We start from the raw sequence: 17,685 nt of genomic DNA, 5'->3' as shown, positions 1-17,685 counted from the left end.
TATCCACCACCTTTGCTGCTAATCGTCACAATAGAAGATAAAGCATCAATTTAGCATCCAGACACGCTAGACCTAGAATAAGCTTTTAAGTTGTAATCATTTTGGGACATACCCAGTAGGCAAGATCCTAACACTCACCGACTGACACGGAGAAGCAACGATACATGAAGACAACAAACCATGACTTAGCACCCAAAAAAACTGATACCAGGGGTTTGCCCCAGAGGGGGTGGATGCTCTTATATGGGGTAGCGATGGTGTTCTTGGGAAGCTGCTCTCTTGTACCAGCTAAGACCTTTGAAACTCGACAAAGTGACACTCAACCCCAAGAAACAATAGAACCCAATCAGGGAATTGTCCCCCCGCCGATTTTCTCGTCGTCTGGAGATCCTAATTTTGTGGTAAAAGTAGTACAAAATGTGGGGCCTGCGGTAGTTCGCATTGATTCTTCTCGAACAATCACTTCTCGCGTACCAGACGAATTTAACGATCCATTTTTCCGGCGGTTTTTTGGAGACGCAGCGCCACAGCCTAGACAACGGGTAGAGCGCGGTAGTGGCTCTGGATTTATTATTAATTCTTCAGGTCAAATTTTGACCAATTCCCATGTGGTAGATGGTGCTGATAGAGTGACTGTCATACTCAAAGATGGTCGGACTTTTGACGGTAAAGTACTAGGTGAAGATCCAGTAACGGATGTTGCTGTGATCAAAATTGATGCTAATAATCTGCCAACCTTATCTGTAGGTAACTCTGATGCTTTACAACCAGGAGAAGCAGTAATAGCTATTGGCAACCCTTTAGGCTTGAATAATACCGTCACTTCTGGGATTATTAGTGCTACAGGTCGTTCTGGTAGAGATATCGGTGCTAGTGACAAGCGGGTTGATTACATCCAAACCGATGCTGCGATTAACCCTGGTAATTCTGGTGGGCCATTGCTTAATGCTCGTGGGCAGGTAATAGGGATGAACACAGCTATTATCCGAGGCGCTCAAGGTTTGGGATTTGCTATCCCCATTAACACTGCACAAAAAATTGCCCAGGAATTAATTGCTACAGGCAAAGTCGATCATCCTTATTTGGGTGTTCAGATGGTGACACTGACACCAGAAATTAAAGAAAAAATAAGAGATAAAGCAGGCGATCGCTTAAATCTTACAGCAGATGAGGGCGTTTTGCTGGTTGAGATTGTGCCGCGATCGCCAGCAGCTGTGGCTGGACTACGAGTCGGTGATGTGATTAAAAGCATTAACAGCCAGCCTGTTACTAAAATTGAAGAAGTACAAAAGCTGGTAGAAAATAGCAAAATCGGTACTAAGTTACCAATACAGGTGGAACGCAATGGGCAAATTGTCCAAATAGCAGTTCAACCTGCTGCTTTACCCGCAAGACGAGAAGGATAAAGTTTGTCATTTATCATTGGTCATTGGTCATTAGTGAATACCAATGCCCCATTCCCCATTCCCCAAAATAGTTTTATCATGACTGAATTAGCACCAATCATTCAATTAGGCAATCCAACATTGCGCCAAAAAGCTGTTTGGGTTGAGAATATTCAAGATGAGCATATCCAGAAATTAATTGAATACTTAATTGCCACTGTTGCCAAGGCTAACGGCGTGGGAATTGCTGCGCCTCAAGTAGCACAATCTTATCGTTTATTTATTGTGGCTTCCCGTCCTAATGCCAGGTATCCCAACGCGCCGGAAATGGAACCTACTGCTATGATTAATCCCAAAATCATTGCTCATTCAACTGAAGTTGTCAAAGATTGGGAAGGTTGTTTAAGTGTTCCCGGAATTAGAGGGTTAGTTCCTCGCTATAAATCTATTGAAGTGGAATACACTGACTCTCAAGGCAATTTACAAAAGCAAGAATTAACCGATTTTATTGCTCGGATTTTTCAACACGAGTACGATCATCTCGACGGTATCGTATTTGTTGATCGCCTAGAAAACACTCTTGATATGATTACTGAGCAGGAATATCAAGAACGAGTAGTTAACAAATAAATGGGAGTGGGAAGTAGGGAAAATACGGTTTGGTTAAGGTTTTTTGATGAAAATTTTAGATCACAAAGACGCGATAAATCGCCGTCTCTTGCCTTAACCGAACAGTATTGGAGTGGGAAGTAGTGTATTTATTACGAATCGAATTACGAATTACGAATTATTTAAGCGTGTGTTTCGCAAACTCGCTCATCCCGCCACAATTGATATAGCCGTGTCGCTGGCATAGTCATATATAAAACATCACCAGCACTGAGGCTTGTCTCTAATAAATCCCAACCGTGAAGGGTTTGGTGATTTGTTTCTACGTACAAAGGTACACAGTCAGCAGACATGGCTACATCTTTCACCCACTGACCACAAAAGGCGTGTAAAGGTGTAATCACAGTTGCAAAAGCTACCCAAAGGCTATCGGCTGTGATGCCATTGCCCAGAATGCGTCCTCCTAGTGCAGCAGCAGCAAAAGCTGGGGCTGCTAGTTCAGCCGGACTCAGTACTGCCTCGAAGCCAAATAGCTGTTGAGCTATGCCAGCAAAATCGGGATCGGCATAATGAACAATCACCGGAATGCTGGGTGTCAAGCCTTTGGCTTTGAGGGCAATTTCCAGATTGGTGGCATCATTGCTAGTAACAGCAATCACTGCGGCAGCAGAGTCTATATTGCTGGATTTGAGTATTGTGCGGAAACTGGCATCGCCCTGAATCACGGGGATACCTAGTTCTCGGGCAGTGTTGATATATTTGTTATTGGAGTCGGGTTCAACTACTACCACTTCATGTCCGCTGGCGTGAAGTTGCTGGACAATTCTCACCCCAATCCCACTCAAGCCACAAACAATGTAGTGATATCGCTGAGGAATGCGGGCTGCATCCCAAAATTGCTTAAAGCGGCTTCCTAAGACAAAATCGGTGAGCATTGCATACCAAATACCAATCACCACCGCTCCAACCAACATCATCACAACAGTAAATAACTTAATACTGTTAGGAGCATTTTCTACTACTTTGTCATTACCACCCGCTCCCGTAATCATGCCTACAGAAAAATATAAAGCATCGACAGGAGATAAACTCAACTGAGCCGACATATAGGTGAGTGTAGCGATCGCAATAACTGCAAGTAACACAACAGCACCTATCAATACCGATCGCCCATGTTGCTGAAACTGCTTAAAATTAGTCATGACTTTCAGCAGTTTTTTAATCAATGACCTGCGGGGAGAACGGATACGGGGTTGTGTACCAATAATTAAGCGATCGCCTACTTGGATCTCTTGTCCAGATATGACACCTGACACCAAATCCATCTCACCTTTGACTGGCAAATAATAAATCAGCATCCGCGATCGGTCTTCCCACAATTCACTCAGCTTTAGACCTTTCCAGAAGTGGTTTTCATCAATGTATTCTTCATGAATGGGCCAAGTTTGCTGAAATAATTTGATTTGTCCGATCGCTCGGTTTCCCATCGCTGCAAAGGTGAATACGGGTGCTGCTAATCCCACAACACTCATACTCAAATGGTCTGGCAAACTTTGATCTAGGCGCTCGCCCAAATTTGTATTATAAAAACGGTTGATAATCCGAATCTGAGGATTCAGCACCCGCGCTTGCATCATAATAGACAAATTCAGAGCATCTTTAGAGCCAGCGATGACTATAGTGTGTGCCTGTTGAATTCCTGCTGCTGTTAGGGTAGAAGCTGCTTGTAAATCGCCAACAATCACATCTCCTGCGGTTTCGCCAGGGATAGATTGGTGATGAATGCCAACAACGAAGGCTCCCTGATGTCTCAGCAAACGAAAGGTTTTATATCCGGTACGTCCTAAGCCGCAAACAATAATTCTGGGTTTCATGAAACGGCAGCATCTTTTACAGGTAGGGCTGCATTTCTAGTTATTGATCAATATTGTTGCCCATTTTCCTGGAATATTACTGTAGCTGACAACACGATTGTTTTAATTGAAGGCAGGGGGCATGGGGCATAGAGAAGAGACAAGGGAGACAAGGAAGAGGGGGGAGACAAGGAAGAGACTTGTTCAATAATTCCTCCTTGTCCCCCTCGTCCCCCTCGTCCCCTAATCCTTCCCTGCTCCCTGCCTCTTCGTTGAAGGGGCAAAAAATAATATAGAAAAATATGGCAATTTTTGTAGGTTGTGATACGCTATCTGCTTGAGAAGTGTCGAGGAACCGAAAATGACTAAGCTGCGGGTGGGGTTACTGTTTGGCGGTCGTTCGGGAGAACATGAAGTTTCAATCAAATCAGCACGGGCGATCGCTAAAGCCCTGAGTGCAGAGGAAAATGCTAGTAAGTACGAAATACTTCCTTTTTACATCCAAAAAGATGGACGCTGGCTAGCGGGAGAAGTACCCCAAAAGGTTTTAGAAACAGGCAGTCCGCTTTTGGAAGCTGAACAATCAACTTCTGAGGGAAATCTGACATCCAATCCTCAAGCCCAAACCCTAAGTAAATGGGAATCTCCCTCTCAAGTTGCCCAAGTGGATATTTGGTTTCCCGTTCTCCACGGTCCCAACGGTGAAGACGGGACAATTCAAGGGTTATTAACTTTGATGCAAGTCCCCTTTGTTGGTTCTGGGGTGTTAGGTTCGGCGATGGGGATGGATAAAATTGCCATGAAAATGGCCTTTGAGCAAGCGGGACTAGCACAGGTAAAATATAAAGCGATAACTAGAGCGCAAGTTTGGTCTAATCCTTGCGTTTTTCCGAAACTGTGTGATGAGATTGAGGCAGCATTAGGTTATCCCGCTTTTGTCAAACCTGCTAATTTGGGTTCATCAGTGGGGATTGCCAAAGTGCGATCGCGCCAAGAATTAGAAGCCGCCTTAGATAATGCCGCCAGTTATGACCGAAGACTGGTTGTAGAAGCTGGTGTCGTCGCCAGGGAAGTTGAGTGTGCTGTTTTAGGCAACGATCAACCCCAAGCCTCTGTCGTTGGAGAGATTAGTTATGATAGTGATTTTTATGATTATGAAACTAAATATACAGAAGGTCGGGCAGATTTACTGATTCCAGCACTGATTCCAGATGCGATCGCTCGTAAAATTCAGGACATGGCTTTGGAAGCCTTTGCAGCTGTTGATGCTGCGGGATTGGCAAGGGTCGATTTCTTCTATGTGGAAGCGACACAAGAGGTTTTGATTAATGAAATCAATACGTTGCCAGGGTTTACGGCGACGAGTATGTATCCCCAACTCTGGGCCCATAGTGGAGTCTCCTTTCCAGAATTAGTTGATCGGTTAATTCAACTTGCTCTTGAAAGGTATTCTCCTAGCTGACAGAAAAAATAAGCAAACTGATTTCAGAGCATTACGGCGAGAAGTCATAAGAAATACACAATTTTGACAAAACTTAGTCGGATTTGGTAGCTTCTGTTTTACAAAAAAGCTACTGGAATCTGAAATTTTGTTACGGATACCTGATGCTTGACTCCTCCAGTACAATTTATTGACTAGAGGGGTACAAATCTGAAAGTAATCATGGAAAAAAGTCAGAGTGTACAGCGCGAGCCAACCCAACTCAGAAGGGCTACTCCAGAGCTGACAAACAGGAAATCGAGATTAAAACAAAGCTCGAATGTTCTGATATATCTGGTAACACATCATCCTTGGCTATTGTTAACTGGGTGTTTAGCCATGTTTTTAGGAGGTGGTGCCTTTGCCCTGTATAGCTTAGGTAATGCTGGACAGGTAGCACAAGAAGAACCAGAAACAATCCCAGTTATTGTTGAAGAACCAATCAGTGTGCCCTCTGAGAATAGTAACCCTACACCTTTATGGATGGTAGCTGCGATCGTCCTCAGTTGTGGTGGTGGTTCTTTGCTCGTTTTCAAAATGCTTAATCGGAAAACGCAACCGCAGAAAGTCCAAAAACAGGTTAAACGACATCAGGCACGCTTGGCACAAAGCCAGTACCAAAGATTGGAACCACGCCTTCCCAAGAACCAACCAATTTTTGTGCCACAGCCACAACTGATGCCGCTAATGCAGATGCAACCTAAAGCAAAACATCTGGTGACGGTTCTGCCAGCAGAACACAAGCACCACTTGGATACGCGCACAGATTCTTTGGCAGACTTAATGGATCTTCGTAAAAATAGTTCATTGTCTGCAATTTTACGCCAGTATTAAATTTAATGTAAAGCAAAAAACTTTTCAAAATAATACTTTTTGCGAATTAGGGCACGGTTATACCGTGCCTTTACTAATTTTATCGAACAGAATTCAGGAGTCAGGAGTCAGAATGCAGAAAAGGTATTCTGACCGAAAAAGCGGATAGCGCAGCGTCTCGTAGAGAAGGCTTTACGAGACGCTGTGCGTAGCTTGCTTACACGAAGTAGGTACGGCATAGTAACCTATGAACGAGTCCGCGCACTCCTACGGGAATCTTGCTAGCAAGAGCATCTCGATTCTGACTCCTGCCTTCTGCCTCTTGCCTTCTGCCTCCTGCCTCCTTCATCCTTCTGGCAATTTAGCAAACGCGTGTTCAACTAAATCTTTTGCTTTAGCATCCAAACGCAGCCAATCCACTTCACCCAGTTCATCAATTAAACTAGTATCAATCTCAGCAGCTTCTTTCTGTGGGCTGTATTCAATAAAACACACCTCATAACACAATTCCCACAAATCGATACTCGCTTCTTGCTGTTGACGCTGCAAACGTAGATGATATCCTGGATGGGGCATCGGCAAACGAGTAAGAGTCTCTCTAATTTCATCGGCTTCTTGGGGCGTTGCAGTTTCCATTGCTTGCAACAACTCAGTCACCAATGCTTTGATTTCATCAGTGGTGTTAGGCGGCCAAATCAGGACATCATGGTAAGTTCCCGTCCAAGAAGATTCATCAAGGGACTTGCGGATATTATCGATAACGCGAATGAAAGCAGGTTGCATGAGAATTTCAGCCTGCTGCCATGCAACTGGATTTGTTATTTTCGGTGGCATTGGTAATAAACAGGGGCACTAAAAGAAAAATAAACAGTCTGCGTTTATAAAAAAGCTGCGTTTTTAATCTAAATCTTTTCTCAAGATAGCGGATTTCATTGAAGAAAATTTGGAGATATTTATTACCAGCTGGACAATTAGGTAATAACTCTGGGGAGGGAATATGATCGGCAAGCTACTAGACCATCGTTACCAAGTAATTCGAGTCCTCGCAATGGGAGGATTTGGTCAAACTTATATTGCCCAAGATACTAGGCGGCCCGGCAACCCCATTTGCGTTGTCAAGCACCTCAAACCCGGAACTGACCCCAGAGTTTTTGATACTGCAAAACGCCTGTTCAACAGCGAAGCCGAAACCTTAGAAAAACTGGGCAACCATGACCAAATACCCAGGCTGCTAGCGTATTTTGATGAAAACCAAGAATTTTATTTAGTACAAGAATATATTGAAGGACATACCCTAGCTGAAGAACTTACACCTGGTAAACGCTGGAGTGAAAGCCAAGTAATTCAACTATTACAAGAAGTTCTAGAAATTCTCGAATTTGTCCACAGCCAAGGCGTTATTCATCGGGACATCAAACCGGATAATATTATCCGTCGCGCCTCAGATAATAAGTTAGTTTTAGTGGACTTTGGGGCAGTGAAGCAACTGCGTACCCAGATGGTAATAGTGGGGGGACAAGCATCTGCCACAGTCGTTATTGGCACTCCTGGCTATATGCCCACAGAACAAGGGCAAGGTAAACCCCGCCCCAACAGTGATATTTATTCTCTCGGCATCATCGCCATTCAAGCACTAACAGGATTATTGCCAACAGCATTGCAAGAAGACCCGGAAACAGGCGAAATCATTTGGCAGCAATCAGTAACCGTAAACTACCGACTGGCGGCAGTGTTGACAAAAATGGTGCGTTATCACTTCAAAGACCGCTATCAAAACGCCACGGAAGCACTGCAAGCCTGTAAAGATGCGATTAATCCTGTAGCTACACTTTCGAAACCTGAAGAATCCACCAAATCTAGACCTCAAGTATCTCGGTTGCAAACGGTTGCATTTGCACCAGCAAATCCTGTCAAACCTGTCCGTAAAGACTCTGGTAAATCCGACCCATGGCCAATATTAATTGGCATATTATTAGCGGGTGGTGCGGCTGCCTTAGTCGCAAATGTATATCCGAATGTGAAAAATTTAGCTTTAAATCTTACAGGTAAGGATACTACTTTAGTAAACAAATGCTCGGCTCTTGTCGTCGGAAATTCTAATATCCGTTCTGAACCTAGTTCGATAAATTCTGATAATATTTTGCAAACAGTTGCCGATAACACCAGTTTCGAGGTAACAGGTAAGCGGACAAAACGAGGTTGGATAGAAGTTAAACTTAAATCTGGCCGTTTAGCTTGGGCACACCCGGCCGTGATCATCAATAATCAAGAATGGTCTTCTTGCTTGCGCGATAAAGGTATTGCAACTAAGACAGTAAATGATAGTAGCTTGATTGCTACTCGACCAACTCCCAAGCCAAAAGCAAAATCTAGTGATGTAGCAACTCCCTTACCAGAAAAGCCGAAGGGGTCAACTGACGATGTTGACAAATCAGAACGATCGCAGCCTAGTGATAACAGTGCCAATATTATAGAGCAAGCAAAACAGAAGTATGATTCAGGGGATATAGTTGGAGCGATCGCACTTTTAAAATCAATTCCAGCAAATGCTGCTTCTGGTATCCAAGAAACGGGCAAAATGATTGCCCAGTGGCAAGATGATTGGGCTAAGGCAGAGGCGTTATCTAATGAGATCAACAAAGCAATAGATGATGGTAAATGGGATAAAGTTTTAGATTATAGAAACCATCCAGAAAAATTGCCTAATACTAAATACTGGCGAAACAAAATAGAACCATTGTTTAAACAAGCAGCCGAAAATCTGGCAAAACAGGCACTAACTCAACTAAAAAATCAAGGTAATCCGAAGAGTAGCCAACAAAAACTTCCCGATACTAACCAACCTGCCACTAAAGAGAATCCCAATAGCAAAGAAACTCCTAAAAGCGACTTTTAACAGTTACGAGTGTTTATATCCTTGGCAATACTTTCAAATAGACTCTGCCTTTTAAATTCGCAGAAGCAGTCCAATAAAAAAATTTCCAGGTTATACCTGGAAACGAGATTTTAAATCGGGTTTATCTGTTATTTGATTTTCCCGATTAGTGCATTTCGTCGTATTCTGGGGCTTCAACTCGTCTTGCTTCCATCCGCGAAGCCGGCAAAAACTCAGCGCGACGAACTGGAACCAAGGGCGGCGTATTTCCTTGGTAGGGGTGAATCACTTGTACAGTACGGGCTGGACGCTGCCGTGGCGAGAACAAAGCCAATACTCCAGCGACGACAACACCACCACCAATAGTCAGAGTTGCGCCTCCCACAGCCCAAAGCATGGGTGAAGACCACCAAGAAGTTTGCGGCTGGAGTGCTGCTACTTTTTGTTGGTTATACTGCTGGGCTTGTTGCCACTGCTGCTGAGTATTGAAATTTTGAACTTGTCCTTGGAGTTGTTGATTTTGCAACTTCAACTGTTCATTGTCGTTTTTTAAACGCTCCAGCTGCATCTGCGTATTCAGCTTTTCCATCTCCAGACGTTGGTCAGCACTGGTAGCGGTTGGTGGCTGATTCGGATTGGGATACATTGGTTGCCCATAAGGGCCGTAAGGATACATTTGTGGCTGTATTCCCGGCGCTACTACAGTACCTGGCATTTGCGGAGCAACAGCAAAATTAGGTTGTAGCGGGGTATTTGTTCCTTTGAGCAATACGAGAGCCGCCAGCCCAGCTACGGCGACCCCGCCGATAAACGCCATACTCTCACTCATCGCCTATGCTCCTCAATTGCGACGCAACTATAATCATTTGTGACTGACTCACTCTCACACTCACACTCATAAATTATGCCTACTTGACTTCACATAATACTCAAACTATAAGCGACCGTATCAGCTAGTTTTTTTACATCATGATATCTGATGTTAATATTCAAAACCATAATGGTCAAATTGTCTACCAAACAAGGATAGAAAAACTACGCTGTTATACTTTTTAATCTACTTTTACGTTCTAATCAAGAGGAGTATTTGTGCTGGTTTTGATGGCTGCTTTGAGACTTTGGCAAAATTGGGCGATCGCATTTAATCCTTGCTCTGGTGTGCCTTCTGCCAACCGTTTGACAACAGCGCTACCCACGATCGCCGCATCTGCGCCCCATTCCTTTACCTGACGGGCTTGTGCCGCTTCGGAGATGCCAAAGCCTACACCAATGGGTTTCTCAGTAACACCACGAATTTGTTTGAGTAAATCGGACACGCGGTTTTCCAGTTGCGATCGCATTCCTGTAACCCCAGTGACGCTGACTAAATAAATAAATCCTTGAGAAGAATGAGCGATCGCTTCGATTCGTTTAGCATCGCTGGTGGGAGCTACCAATAAGATTACATCAATTCCCATCTCCTTAGCTGGTTCGAGCAAGCCTGCTGCTTCTTCCAAGGGCAAATCTGGTACTACTAATCCTGCTACCCCAGCCGCAGCTATTTCCTGGAGAAATTTGTCAATTCCCCGATGCAAAATTGGGTTGTAATAGATAAACAGAACAATGGGCGATCGCAATTTGGGAGTAATCCCTTGCAACATTTCCAGTACATGCTCCAATTTTGTGCCCCTTTGTAGAGCGCGGGTAGCAGCAGCTTGAATTACTGGCCCATCAGCTAGAGGATCGGAATAAGGTATGCCCAGTTCAATAATATCGGCTCCATTTTGATCTAGAACCTGCAAAGCTTTTGCTGTTGTTTCTAAATCTGGATCGCCAGCAGTAATAAACGGAATCAGAGCGCACTCATGATTCCGCCCAAGGGTTTCAAAGCAATCAGAAATCGCAGTCATTTTAGTCAAGTGTCAATAGTCAGTGGTCATTGGTCAGTGGTCATTAGTCATTGGTCATTAGTAAAGGACAAATGACTAATGACAAAGGACAAATAACAACTAACCAATGATAACTTTACACCTGAGATTGCTCTTCTTGTTCTATTTCAGCTTGAATTCGTGCTAGCTCTTCTGGAGTAAGCTCATCTAGCCGCTTTTGCAGAAAGTCTTGCTCATATTGTTCCCGTTGTTGGTGGTAGGTCATTTTTTGTCCCACCGCACGGAAAAAATAGGTCGCTAACCAGCCAATTAACCCACTGACTAGTAAGACTTGGCTCCATATACCAGCTTTCTGAGTGTCCAAACCGACTAGCTGCAACGTTACATAAGCCAAGCCGCCGGCAATAAAAACACCTAAGCCAATTCCAATAGCGTCAATCCGTCGCATGAGAGTTATGACCTACCAATTCTCGTTAAACTTGAACTTGTCGCCGTTGGGGTCGGAAATTTGCAAACGGCGATAGAACCAACAAACCTGGAAAAAAGAAAAACACCAAAAAGTACATCAACAAACGCTCGATGGAGCTAGCTACATACCAACGCTGCTTCAAGTAGAACAATACAGCAATGGGGATTACCAGAAGGTAAGCTCCAGCCAAAATCAGATATAGCAGGGCGACAATCATAACTTTTTTGGTCTAAGCATCTGTTTTCCATCATAGGCTGAAGAGCCAAACTGAGGGAAGTATAATCATGATGCTTTCAATATCATTACGCCATAATTCCTTTTTTAATCCAAATTGATTGATAAAAGCTAATTTTGTGCTATTATCGTAAATCTACTAGCAAACAAATGCTTTAGTCACACGAGATGAGAAACTCATCTAGGTTGATTACGAATAAAACTTCCGATTTGGGAAGCGATCGCACAATCTAGAAAAAATATTTTCAATCTAGTTGGACAAAAGACACAATTGATGGTGGAATAGATAAGGCGGTATTTGCTGCCTCCAAAAATAACTAGGTTTATATCTAGTTAATTACCAAACACCTGCGGGGGTGTGGCGGAATGGTAGACGCTACGGACTTAGATAACTGAGCCTTGAAGGAGAAATCCCTCAAGTGGAAGCTCTCAAACTCAGGGAAACCTAAATCTGGTGACAGACATGGCAATCCTGAGCCAAGCCCGAAAATTTTAGATTTGCGATTTTAGATTTGGGATTAATTTTCAATCCAAAATCCAAAACCCAAAATTGAGGGAAGGTGCAGAGACCCGACGGGAGCTACCCTAACGTAAAGTCGAGGGTAAAGGGAGAGTCCAATTCTCAAAACCTGATTTGGCTATTGCCATCAGGTAGCAGTGAAAACTGCGGGAGGATGAAAATCCGTTGACCGTAATAGGTCGTGTGGGTTCAAGTCCCTCCACCCCCACTAAAAATTGAAAATGCCAAAAAGCTTTTCTTGTGACTTTACCCATAACTTTGCCGCAACGGTAAGCTTATGCTTCCAATAAAGAGTGGCAAGGTTATGGTTCCAAACAAATTTCTCTTCGCGCTGCCCTTAAAGCAGCGCGAAATTTTTATTGCGAAAACATCCTGGTTTAGCCAATAGCCTTGAAATAGCTACCTCACTAGGATAAATACCTTCAGTGTGAACTTGCCTAACAGCTAGCTTGTTTTACTTGGATTTTTTGAATGGCTATTTCTAGGGTTAGCATATTGGGCAATAGGTAGAAGGGAATGGGTAATGGGAATGCTTTTATTCTATTTCCCATTCCCTGGTTCAAAGGTTAAACCGCGATAGACTTGTTCAATAGAGAAATTGAGGTTAATGCTTTTGAGTTCGATTGCGTCGCCTGCTTTGTAGTTGATAATCAACCAGTCGCCTGCATCGTTTTTGTGATACAGGTCGATTTCGATGCTGGTGGAACTGACTAGTAGGTAATCGATTAAGACTGGGTTTTGGCGGTACATTCGGAATTTGCCGCCTCTGTCGTAGGCTTCGGTGCTGGCGGAAAGGACTTCGACAATGAGGCAGGGGTAGGTAATATATTGAGTTGTGGTTTTATCGCGATCGTCGCAGGTAACGGTGGCATCTGGGTAGGTATAGTTATTACTGCCAAAGATATTGACTTTGACATCAGAATTTCCGGTGATGCAACCTGTATTTTCTAAGTGGCTGTCGAACATGGCGGTGAAGCGGATGGCGATACGACCGTGATTGACGCTGCCGCCAGTCATGGCGTAAACTTCGCCGTTGATATACTCGTGCTTTTCCAGTTGGGTTGCTTCCCAGGCAAAGTACTCGTCTGGGGTGAGGTGGGGGGCGTTGCCTTTGGCTGCGATCATTGTGGGGAAACTCCTGGATTGGATGACTCGCACACTTTCATATAGAAAAATCCCTGCTGCACTTTATTTTACACAAATAGATTTATCCGTAATGCCCTACTCTTCGTCTAACAATACTTGTTCATCAAGGAAGGTTTGTAGTCGGATCTCATAATCTTCATAGTAAAGTTCATATAATGCTTGGCTGTAAAGTAGTTTGCCGTCCAAGGGATACTCTTACAATTATTGAGACTAAGTAATTTCACTGGGGTTTTTGATGAAGTATTAAACAATTTGGATTTAATACTTTATTTATGGTCGGATTTTATCAAATTTGTGTAAAAAGATCGCTGAATTTCAGAAGAATAGATTGATGCTAGTGTTCACCAAGGTTAAGCTGGTAATAATATGAACAGGAAGCCTTTTTGTCCTGATAACTGGAATGAACGCTAATAGTTTATCAATTAGTCAGGAAAATCCCCATAGTGTTACATCTAACTCTAGCCAGATAAATGTGCAAATTGCACAAGAAGAGGTTTATAGCTTCTTCGTGGAAATTGTCAAAAAACTGTCACCAGATGATGTTTTGCGAGAATTCAAAGGTTTATTTATAGACGGTCTTGATTTAGAAGAGTCAGATTATATTCCTGGGATATACAGTATTTTTTTAGATGATAATGAGCAAGAACTATGTAATACACTCAAGCGGTGTTGCTACATTATAGTTAATAATTGGAAGACTAATCGAAAAGATAAATATATCCAAGAATTAGTTAATTTATTTGTTAACGAAAATCTCAAGATCAAAGACAATAACGATCCAGTAGTAAAGATTTGTAAGACTTGGTTAGAGAATTTTGTCAACAGCAAAGACTACCAAGAATTGAAATTGTTTGCTGATAAATATGATGAATCATCTAAAGGTCATTGGGCTAATCGCTATAGTTCTTATTTATTAATCGATCAATCTGTTAATAAAAATAATCCCATAGAGCAGCAAGAGGCTGCTAGAAAGCTTTCTAAACAGATAAAAGAAAAATTTAAGTTTGAACTGGCAATGTATATTGCTCGTTCTCAATCTACCGTTTCAAGCACAGCACGCTATAAAAATCCTAGTGTTTTGGGAGACCAGGCTCTACGTTTAATTAAAGCAATTGTTTTAAAAAGAGGGGTTTTTAGTCATGAGAATATTGCTCATATATTTCTCAAACAAACTCAAAATCAAACTCTAGAACAATTTAAAGTTAATCTCGAAAAATATCTATTTCTTTCTGTAGGTAAACAAGAATCAGTTGAGGCTTGGAAGCAGCAGTTTATAGATGTTTTATCATCATGGAAGAAGGATTATAATCAGGAAGTTATTACTAAAGAATTGTTTTTGAGAACTTGTAATCGAGTAATTGATTACTTGACAATAGAAAACAGCAAAGAACCTTCGTCATTATTTATCTTATTAATTAGTCAAGGTCATGCTCTAACATTGGTAATTATCCTTTTGAAAATAATTCTAATTTGTAATAATTCCCGTCGTCATTTAGAAACTCGGATTGCTCATCTGATTCGTTTTTACGAAAACTATTCTGAAGATGAATGTAAAGGTGTAATCAATTTTATGGAGATTTTTAATATCACGTTTGCAATTTATGCAGAAAACGTAGAATATAACTTGATTAAGATGGAAGAACAAAGCAGTAATCCACAGTTGAATCTGGATGGTTATCGTGTGTTTTCACAGATGAAAGTAGATAGACCCAAATGAGTTTTGCCTAATTTATTATTTAGGAAGGCGTTCGTCTAAGTAAGCGAGGGTAGCGCCCGCAGTTTCAGCTAAAATACTAATGAGGCGATATAGAGCGATCGCACTGAATACTAGGGCCGCTGGAAAGTGATGTTGCAAAAGTTGATATGCAGTCGCCTCAAATACACCTAATCCACCAGGCGCACCCGGAATCACAAAACCTAACAGCCAAGCGCAACTAAAAGCCCCTAGCAACAAAGGAATTTGATTTACGTTCAACGAACCCAGCGCGGACATAGTTAATATAAACCCAGTGGCGCGTAGTCCCATAAAGCCCAACTCTCCTAATAAAGGGCGTAAGGGGTAGCTTTTAAGACTGAAGGGAACAGTTTGTTGAGTTGTAGCAGCAGACTTTTTTGCTTTCAATCTGTACAAAAAGCGAATAACTGGGTTTAAAAACCGGGGATGAATTGCACAAAGAACTAGAGCTAAACTCAATAATTGTAGTACTTGAATAGCAAGGGTAGTATTAGCTGCCGCAAATTGGCTACTGCATAAGACAATGATGATTAAAGCAGCCGCTAGCATGAGTAGGGGTTCTAGCAAAACGCTTAAGGTAGCTGCACCAGCAGAAACATTGGCTTTTTTGGCGGCGACAATTCGCCCGTAGTGATGCCAGATATTACCTGGTAAATACTTAGCAATGTTTGTTTTTAGGTAAACTTGGATAAATTGGGGAGATGATACAGGTTGATTTAACTCTTGCAGAATCCAAGTCCAAATCCAGCCTGCCCAAGTATGCGCTAGTAAAGTTACGCCTGTAGCGATCGCTATAATTGCCCATCCTACCCCATCAATGCGGATAGCAGTCACTCCAATCCAATTATCTTTCAAGGCTTTTGCTAAAAAAAACAGCGTTCCGCCCAAAATTATCCAGCGTAAAAATTGCTTCATGAATTTAGTAATTTAACGGTTGAGCAACAAGGGGCCAATGCCTCTACGATTGCAGTACATCAGCTACCTATTCAAAGCTTTTGAAGTATAAAACAGCTTGATATAGTGCTTTTTACGAAAAGTATATTACTTTATTTTATATCTCTCTAGAGTTAGATAAAAATATTATTCATGTACTAATTAAAATGTAGCCTGCGCTAGAGGTAAAGAGCCTTTTATTATTCATATCCTTGATAGAGGTTATCGAAACTGAGCGAACCAAAACAAGCACAATAACTTGCTGACCAATTCAATGATTCAGCAAACACTTAACTTATTAATATTTCAGTAAGGAGGGCTACATGAACGCTGTGAGAGTATTCTTGAAACAAATAAGATTGCGCCAGATATTAACTATCTTTTTAGCTGGACTATTGTTGATAGTTAGCACTGCTTGTAGTGGGGCAAATGCTCAAGGTGCAAATCCACAAAACCCTGCTGTGCAAGCTGGTGGAGCAAACAATCCTTATAAGAATGGTGGAGACAAGTATGGCAACTACAGAATGTCTACCGATCCGAAAATAGCAAACCCAAAAGCTAATCAGGGACGTGACCAAGCTAGCTTACAACCAAGTTTGGAATTTTTGATTGCTACAGCAGATAGAGAATCTAAGATACTTTATCCTGGTGCTGAGACACCAGCAGGTCGAATCAATAAAGAAGCAGAGTTGCCACTCATCACAGATAAAGACTTCCGCCAGCCTGAACCCGGTGGTTTAATTCAGAATGAACCAAAAGTTGGGGATCGGGTTCAAGATCGGCTTGAGACTGTAAAAGAGACTGTTGAAGAAGCTTCCGGCTTTTTGAAAAATAAGGCAGATGAAGCAAGTCGCAGACCTGAATTACAAAGAAATCCAGCAGTAAGTAGATAGAATCCTTATTTTGTCTGAATGTTTGGGATGCAAAATTTATTCCAAATGCCATCTTGGTTGAAGTTTAACTTAGTCACAAAAATGCAAGGAGTTTAGCACTATGAAAAAAGCAATGAATTGGCTCAAAAGCATTCGTCCCTTAAAAGTTTTAACAGTTTTTTTGGCAGGGACATTCTTCTTTCTGACACAAGCTTGTGGTGCCCCAGGAATAGCAACACAGCCACCACAACCTGGCGCTCAAGCACCTAATATTGAACGATACGATCCTACAAAAGATTATCCTCTGAATTCTCCTGCTGGTGGGATGAATAACTTTAGTGATGTAGATCCCAGAGCGAGAGATGAAAAGGCAGCTAATGACAGAGCCGATGCACTGGCCAAAAATGCTCAAAGAAATATTGACCAGAAATCAGTTGACAGCCCAAGGCAGTATGGTGAAAATTACAAACAAGGTACACCCCTTGGTGAAAGAGTGAAGAACTTGGGTGAAGATATCGGCAGTTCAGCTGAAGAAGTTCGCAAAGGTGTTGTTAAGGGAACTCAGCGAGGAATTGAAAACCTTAAGGGAAATACCCAGAATGCTGCCGAAGATGTGACAACAAATGTTCAGCGTGGGGCTGAGGATGCTGGTAGAAATGTTCGGCGTACAGCTGATGATGCAGGCAATGCAGTCAAGAGAGCGGTTGATTGAAATTAGTCATTTAATTCTTGTAAAAATTTGAAAGCGCCCACAGACTTATAGTCTGGTGCTAATAAAACAAAGCCTGTCTATGCAGGCTTTGTTTTGGTTTGAGATGGGGTTTAATTCCCTTAAACTTTATTAATATATATCTCTAGAAATTAAATATGCATTATCTAAAATCCTTGTAGAG

Annotated in this window: 16 protein-coding genes; 8 read left to right on the top strand and 8 right to left on the bottom strand. The window is 42.3% G+C overall.

From position 1 onward, the window contains the following. Positions 1 to 164: 164 nt before the first annotated feature. Positions 165 to 1,406 (top strand): HhoA/HhoB/HtrA family serine endopeptidase, encoded by a 1,242-nt coding sequence (locus tag GJB62_RS30205; RefSeq protein WP_167756001.1) that lies wholly within the window; start codon positions 165 to 167, stop codon positions 1,404 to 1,406. 78 nt (positions 1,407 to 1,484) lie between these two features. After that, positions 1,485 to 2,015: a peptide deformylase gene (gene def, locus GJB62_RS30200; protein WP_114080308.1), complete on the top strand. Its 531-nt coding sequence runs from the start codon at positions 1,485 to 1,487 to the stop codon at positions 2,013 to 2,015. Positions 2,016 to 2,176: 161 nt separating this feature from the next. On the opposite strand, the gene GJB62_RS30195 is transcribed toward def, so the two are convergent. Then, positions 2,177 to 3,868 carry an NAD-binding protein gene (locus GJB62_RS30195; protein WP_114080309.1) on the bottom strand — a complete coding sequence of 564 codons (1,692 nt, stop codon included), beginning with the start codon at positions 3,866 to 3,868 and terminating at the stop codon, positions 2,177 to 2,179. Between the two features lie 340 nt (positions 3,869 to 4,208). Here GJB62_RS30195 and GJB62_RS30190 point away from each other — a divergent pair, with 340 nt between their 5' ends. Both GJB62_RS30190 and GJB62_RS30185 read left to right on the top strand, forming a co-directional pair. Next, on the top strand, positions 4,209 to 5,309 hold the full coding sequence (locus GJB62_RS30190) for a D-alanine--D-alanine ligase family protein (RefSeq protein ID WP_114080310.1): 1,101 nt from the start codon (positions 4,209 to 4,211) through the stop codon (positions 5,307 to 5,309). Positions 5,310 to 5,510: 201 nt separating this feature from the next. Next, a complete protein-coding gene (locus GJB62_RS30185) occupies positions 5,511 to 6,161 on the top strand; it encodes a hypothetical protein (protein WP_245246051.1) in 651 nt (216 codons plus the stop codon). A 324-nt stretch (positions 6,162 to 6,485) separates the two neighbouring features. Here the strand turns inward: GJB62_RS30185 and GJB62_RS30180 are convergent, their stop codons facing one another. After that, positions 6,486 to 6,974, bottom strand: a complete 489-nt coding sequence (locus tag GJB62_RS30180; protein WP_114080311.1) for a hypothetical protein — start codon at positions 6,972 to 6,974, stop codon at positions 6,486 to 6,488. A 163-nt stretch (positions 6,975 to 7,137) separates the two neighbouring features. Between GJB62_RS30180 and GJB62_RS30175 the strand changes: the two genes are divergently transcribed. After that, positions 7,138 to 9,036, top strand: a complete 1,899-nt coding sequence (locus GJB62_RS30175) for a serine/threonine protein kinase (protein ID WP_114080312.1) — start codon at positions 7,138 to 7,140, stop codon at positions 9,034 to 9,036. 145 nt (positions 9,037 to 9,181) lie between these two features. Here GJB62_RS30175 and GJB62_RS30170 read toward each other — a convergent pair whose 3' ends face one another. The 5 genes from GJB62_RS30170 to GJB62_RS30150 form a co-directional block, all read right to left on the bottom strand. Beyond that, entirely contained in the window at positions 9,182 to 9,844 is a 663-nt protein-coding gene (locus GJB62_RS30170) for a heterocyst differentiation related protein (protein ID WP_114080313.1), read from the bottom strand. 241 nt (positions 9,845 to 10,085) lie between these two features. Next, positions 10,086 to 10,904: a tryptophan synthase subunit alpha gene (gene trpA / locus GJB62_RS30165; RefSeq protein WP_114080314.1), complete on the bottom strand. Its 819-nt coding sequence runs from the start codon at positions 10,902 to 10,904 to the stop codon at positions 10,086 to 10,088. Between the two features lie 115 nt (positions 10,905 to 11,019). After that, entirely contained in the window at positions 11,020 to 11,331 is a 312-nt protein-coding gene (locus tag GJB62_RS30160) for a DUF3007 family protein (protein WP_114080315.1), read from the bottom strand. Positions 11,332 to 11,356: 25 nt separating this feature from the next. Further along, entirely contained in the window at positions 11,357 to 11,569 is a 213-nt protein-coding gene (locus GJB62_RS30155; protein ID WP_012412810.1) for an NAD(P)H-quinone oxidoreductase subunit L, read from the bottom strand. 1,077 nt (positions 11,570 to 12,646) lie between these two features. Then, entirely contained in the window at positions 12,647 to 13,231 is a 585-nt protein-coding gene (locus tag GJB62_RS30150) for a Uma2 family endonuclease (RefSeq protein WP_114080317.1), read from the bottom strand. Between the two features lie 421 nt (positions 13,232 to 13,652). Between GJB62_RS30150 and GJB62_RS30145 the strand changes: the two genes are divergently transcribed. Continuing rightward, complete coding sequence (locus tag GJB62_RS30145) at positions 13,653 to 14,969, top strand: hypothetical protein (RefSeq protein WP_114080318.1); 1,317 nt, start codon at positions 13,653 to 13,655, stop codon at positions 14,967 to 14,969. Between the two features lie 15 nt (positions 14,970 to 14,984). Here the strand turns inward: GJB62_RS30145 and GJB62_RS30140 are convergent, their stop codons facing one another. Then, complete coding sequence (locus GJB62_RS30140) at positions 14,985 to 15,902, bottom strand: lysylphosphatidylglycerol synthase domain-containing protein (RefSeq protein WP_114080319.1); 918 nt, start codon at positions 15,900 to 15,902, stop codon at positions 14,985 to 14,987. Between the two features lie 341 nt (positions 15,903 to 16,243). On the opposite strand from GJB62_RS30140, the gene GJB62_RS30135 reads away from it, so the two are divergent. Together GJB62_RS30135 and GJB62_RS30130 are read left to right on the top strand one after the other, a co-directional pair. Next, positions 16,244 to 16,813, top strand: coding sequence for a DUF6658 family protein (locus GJB62_RS30135; RefSeq protein WP_114080320.1), 570 nt, complete (start codon positions 16,244 to 16,246; stop codon positions 16,811 to 16,813). Positions 16,814 to 16,913: 100 nt separating this feature from the next. Beyond that, positions 16,914 to 17,504: a hypothetical protein gene (locus GJB62_RS30130; RefSeq protein WP_114080321.1), complete on the top strand. Its 591-nt coding sequence runs from the start codon at positions 16,914 to 16,916 to the stop codon at positions 17,502 to 17,504. Positions 17,505 to 17,685 lie beyond the last annotated feature (181 nt).

This window comes from Nostoc sp. ATCC 53789 (assembly GCF_009873495.1).
Taxonomy (GTDB): Bacteria; Cyanobacteriota; Cyanobacteriia; order Cyanobacteriales; family Nostocaceae; genus Nostoc; species Nostoc muscorum_A.
The sequence above is the reverse complement of the archived record's forward strand: the minus strand, read 5'-3'. Positions and strand labels throughout refer to the sequence as shown.